The organism is Enterobacteriaceae endosymbiont of Donacia simplex (genome assembly GCF_012568645.1).
In the GTDB taxonomy this organism is placed as follows: Bacteria; Pseudomonadota; Gammaproteobacteria; order Enterobacterales; family Enterobacteriaceae.
Genome location: NZ_CP046193.1, coordinates 1 through 5216, shown reverse-complemented (window position 1 = coordinate 5216; position 5216 = coordinate 1). Strand labels below are relative to the sequence as shown.

3 protein-coding genes are annotated in these 5216 nt (G+C 19.1%); 2 read left to right on the top strand and 1 reads right to left on the bottom strand.

Translation table 11 applies throughout. The annotated features are described in order from the left end of the window. The first annotated feature begins 800 nt into the window (after positions 1-800). Positions 801-1667, top strand: coding sequence for a plasmid replication initiator TrfA (gene trfA / locus GJU00_RS02260; RefSeq protein ID WP_168893695.1), 867 nt, complete (start codon positions 801-803; stop codon positions 1665-1667). Between the two features lie 56 nt (positions 1668-1723). Next, positions 1724-2398, top strand: a complete 675-nt coding sequence (locus GJU00_RS02255; RefSeq protein WP_168893694.1) for a prephenate dehydratase domain-containing protein — start codon at positions 1724-1726, stop codon at positions 2396-2398. 43 nt (positions 2399-2441) lie between these two features. Here GJU00_RS02255 and GJU00_RS02270 read toward each other — a convergent pair whose 3' ends face one another. Then, positions 2442-5216, bottom strand: a complete 2775-nt coding sequence (locus GJU00_RS02270) for an inverse autotransporter beta domain-containing protein (RefSeq protein WP_211080574.1) — start codon at positions 5214-5216, stop codon at positions 2442-2444.

The window sequence follows — 5216 nt, the reverse complement described above, 5'->3', positions numbered from 1 at the left end:
TATTTTATTTAACTTATTTTTTTTGTTTAATGAAATTTTATTTAAATTTTAATAACATTCATATATTTTTTTATTATACACTTTTTTTTTTTCTTTTCAATATTTAATTAAATAAAAAAAAAAAAAGATTATAATTGTTTATAAATGATTATAAAGAAAAAATATATTTATATATATATATATATATGCCTACTTGTTATCCCGTGTTTGTCTACTTGTTATCCCGTGTTTGTCTACTTGTTATCCCGTGCCCCCTACTTGTTATCCCGTGTGACTTATTTAATTTTTATCAAAATTTTTTTCAAGAAAATTTATATAGGAGTTTTTTATAAAAAAATATTTGACATTTAAAAATAATTTTAGTACTATATGAGATAAATTTAATTAAATAATATTTATTTCATTGATAATGAAATTTAAAATAAAAAAAAGTAATTAAACATTCATAAACTTTAAATAATAAAATAATATAGTAGAGTTAAATAATTTATTTATATTAGATAATTTGTTTATTTTAAGGTTTTTCCAAAGGGTGAGTAAAATATAAATTAAAATTAAATAAAAAAATTTAGTTTTTAAAAATCATTTTTGTATTCTAAATTGATATTTTATTAGTATAGAAAAAAATAAACGGGGAATAAAATATTCATTTTTATTAAAATAACATTTTTTTATTGAATATTTATTTTGAATAATTATTTGATTAATCAAAATATAAAAAATATAAAAACATAAAAAATAAATATAAAGAAAATAATAAATTTTTTGTGTGTAAAATATAAATTTTGTTTTAACTTCAAATGCGTAAAAAATTATTTTACAATAGAATTAACTTATTAATTAAGAAAAGTAACATTTTAAAAAAGAAGAAAGAAACAAAAAATAGTATATTTTGTTGTAAATCAATTAAATATATAGAAAAAAGTAGTTTTAATATAAGAAAATATTTTCCTAATATTTCAAAAAATAAAAGGGCTATACCAAATATTATACTACGTAGTTCTCTTTTTGGAATAATAAAAAAAGGGAATAGAAAATATGAAAAAAATGTCTTAAAAACATCATTAAATGGTTTTTTTATACGTTTTACAGGTGAAAGTTTAGATCAAGCTGATTTAGATGTATGGTTAGAATGTTTATATTTATTTACTAAGGTCCCTTTAGGAGAGAAAGTAATTTTTTCTACTTATTCTTTTTTAAAGTCAATAGATAGAAAAACAGGGAAAAAAGATTATGAGTGGCTTAAATCATCTTTAATAAGATTGTCTATTTGTAGTATAGAAATAAATTATAATGATTATTTTTATATAGGTCATTTATTACATGAATGGTATAGAAATGATAAAACAAAAAAAAATATTATTTTATTAAATAAAAATATAATTTCTTTTTTTATAGATTCTATGTGGACAGCAATTTCTTTAAAAGAAAGGAGAAAACTAAAAGGTAAACAATTATCACAATGGATTCATTGTTTTTTTTGTTCTCATAATAATACCCCTCTACCTTATAAAGTAAAGACTTTAAAAGAACTATGTGGAAGTCATATATTAATGTTATGGAAATTTAGACAAATTTTAAAAAAATCGTTATATGAAGTATCTTTGGCAACTGGGTGGAAATGTTGGATAGATGAAAATGATATTGTTCATATTATAAAAAAATAATTTTAATTTTTTTTATTTATGTTAAAATAGAAAAAATTAATTTTTTCTATTTTAACATGTTAAAAATTATTAAAAATAATATTTATTCTGACAAAAATAATAACATTATTATTAATTATGATATTCAAAATTTTATAAAAGAAAAATTTATAAAAAAATATTATAAAAGTATTGCGTTTTTAGGTCCAAAAGGAAGCTATTCTCATTTAGCTACATTAACTTATATTAATAAGAGTTTTTTTAAAAAAACTCTTATTAATATAAGTTGTCAAAATTTCAATGAAATTTTTTTATACGTAAAAATTGGAATTATTAATTTTGCTATTATACCTATATATAATAATTATACAGGGGTAATAAAAGATGTTTTAACATTATTAAAAAGTAATATTTTTTTTTTACGTATAAAAAAAAAAATTACGTTACCTATAAAACATTGTTTAGTAACTAATAAAGAAAATATAGTTTTATGTGAAATAAAAACAGTTTTTAGTCATCCTGAACCATTTAAACAATGTAGTTTATTTATTAATAAATTCCCTAAATGGGGGATAAAATATTGTTCTAGTTCTTCATTTGCAATGAAATTTATTAAAAAGAATTCTTCAAAAAATTTTGCAGCTATAGGAAATAAAATTTCAGCTAAATTTTATAAATTAAAAATTGTAAAAAATAACATAACAAATAAAATAAATAATCAAACTAATTTTTTAGTTTTAGAAAAAAAATAAAATATTTTTTTTTATTTTACTAAAATTTTTTATATATTTATGACTAATTATCATCAACACAAATAAAAGGGAAAATATTACCTACAATACCTTGATCTATTTTACCTGTAATAAAATCAACATGATAATGTAATGGATCGGGAAAATACATATTTATTTTAGGAGTTGAAGTCCAAAACATGCTAAAAGATTTTTCAACTATAGGCCATCCATAATTACTAATTAAATCATCTCCTGGATGAGCATTATAAAAATCTATTAACTCATCTTTTGTTGGTAATCGAGCATTTTGTGATTTACAAAATGCGTCTGCATTAAACCAAGTAAATTTTGTCCAATCTTCATTTAAATTATGATTTACTTGATCTCCAAGACGTTCAATACTTAAAGTAGGTCTTTTAAACTTCATGCCATTAAAAAGTATAAAATCAGGCATATGACCATACATTTTTGCTAAAATAGTTTTAGGACTTGTAGGTACTGTAAAAATTAAATCTATCTTTTTTGAAACATAATTATTTGCAATAATTTTAAAATAAGTTCTAACTCCAATACCATGAGGATCAGATATTTTAAGTCTTAATTCCCCATTTTCATCTGTTATTAAGAAAAAATATTTACCATCATAAGATTTTTTATGAGTAATGTCTTCAATATGAATTTCACCACTATCTTTTCTAACTTCTCCATGTTGATCTACTGCCATAACATTTTTTATCTCAACATCAGAAAATTTTAATTTTTTACCATGTTTATCATAAACTATTATTAATAATTTAATTGATTCATTAACTTTTGCAGTAAGATTTTTAGAATCAATTTTTAATACCATATTATCTACAGAAGGTGCAATAAATTCAACTGTATCATTAATATCTTTAATTATTTTATCACCAATTTTTACTTTAAATAAAGCAGATCCATAAGATGAACTAGTAATAAATGCAGAATAAGTGCCTTTTGGATACTCCTTTACAGTACTTATATGTATATTATGTTTATCATATGTGGTAAATCTTTCTACTATAAAACTAACATCTTGTAAATTTGTTAATAATTCATTATCAGAGTCTCTCGCTTCAAAAACTATTTTTGCTTTTTCAGAAGAATCTATTAATATCCTTTTAGGATAAATACTTAAAGTTGAAAATTTTTTATTTAATGAAGGAGGTAAAACTTCTATCCTCATATAAAATATATCTTTATTACCTAATACATCAATTGCAACAATTTTTAATACATAATTATTACTATTAATATTTTGAAAATCATAATTTGGTAAATGCATCATATAATCATTTTTATTATGGCTATCATTATTATATAATCCAACTGAACCACCTCTTTGTAAAAAAATACTATCAACATAAAAAAATATATTACTTATTTGATTAATATGAGTAACATTCATTTCTAAAAAATGTCGTCCTCTAGGAGGACCAATAATTTCTTTTTTTGCAAATATTTTAATTATATATTTTTTTCTGTATTTTAACATCATGTTGTTATTTCTATCCACAAAATCATATTTATGATCATAAGATGAAGAAAAAACATCATTAATTTTTGTATGTATTTGATTATAAAAAGAAGAATTTAAATTTAAATTAATACTTATTCCAAATTGGAAATTACCTTTTCCCAATGTTTGTAATCTTTTAATATTAAAAGTTAAAAGAGGTATTGGATTATAATCAATAGAAAAAGAAAAGAAAGGATCAGAGAATATTTTTTCATAATTTTTTCCATTACTATTTATTTTAAACCCTACATTTCCAAAATATTTAGAATAATCTAATTTAAATACTAATTCTGGTACTGAAGGAAAATATCCTTTAATTTTAAAATCTAATCCTGTAGCTGGTTTTGAATAAAATTCATCATCATTTATGTCATTAAAAAATTTATTATTATTTAAATTATCCATATTATGATGCCACCATCGACTTAAACCATAATATATATTAATATTAAATTTAATGAATTCTTTCCAAAATTCGAAACCTAACCCTAATCTTGTATTTTCTAATGAAAAATCATAATCTAAGAAACTATTTACTCCTAACAAATAATCATTTTCAAAAGAAAATTTTCTTAAACCTAAACCAAAATTATTTTGATTTCTATTATCGGTTTTATGTGTACTATTTTGTAAAAAAAAAATGTAATTATTTCTCTCTATTAAAGGTAACAAAAAACTAATTTCTGAATTATTAAGATTTAAATTTTCATTTAATTTAATTTTTATGGAAGTTTTCCCGTTTATTTTAAATTTATTAAATAATTTATAGAAACTAGATTGAACTTTTTTGTTAATTTCATTATTGAAACTATCAATAATAATTGATTTTATATTTTCTAAAAATTCTTCTTTATTTAAAAAATTTTTTTTTGTTAATAGGTAATAATAAAATGGATTTTTCTGATTACTTTCTTTTTTTTCTTCTGAAAAAAAAGAACTTAATTTATAATTATCTAAATAGTTATTGTTATTTAAATGTTTTCTTATATTATCCTGCATTATTTCTGTTTTAGATAAAGGTTTATTAAAATTATTATTATCTTGAATAAATAAATTTCCTTTATCTAAAACTTTTTTCATATAATTATCATTAAATATTTCTTTATTTTTTTCTATAAAAAAAAAATATTCCTTTTTTATTTTTTTTAAAACATAAAAATTTAAGTTATTAGATTTTTTATTTATATTTATTACCCCATTAATTTTAGGTATAAATAATAAGTACATAAAAAAAATAGCTACTAGCATTTTTTGTAATTTATTTAAAATTTTAAAAATTATAAATTTTTTTTTCAT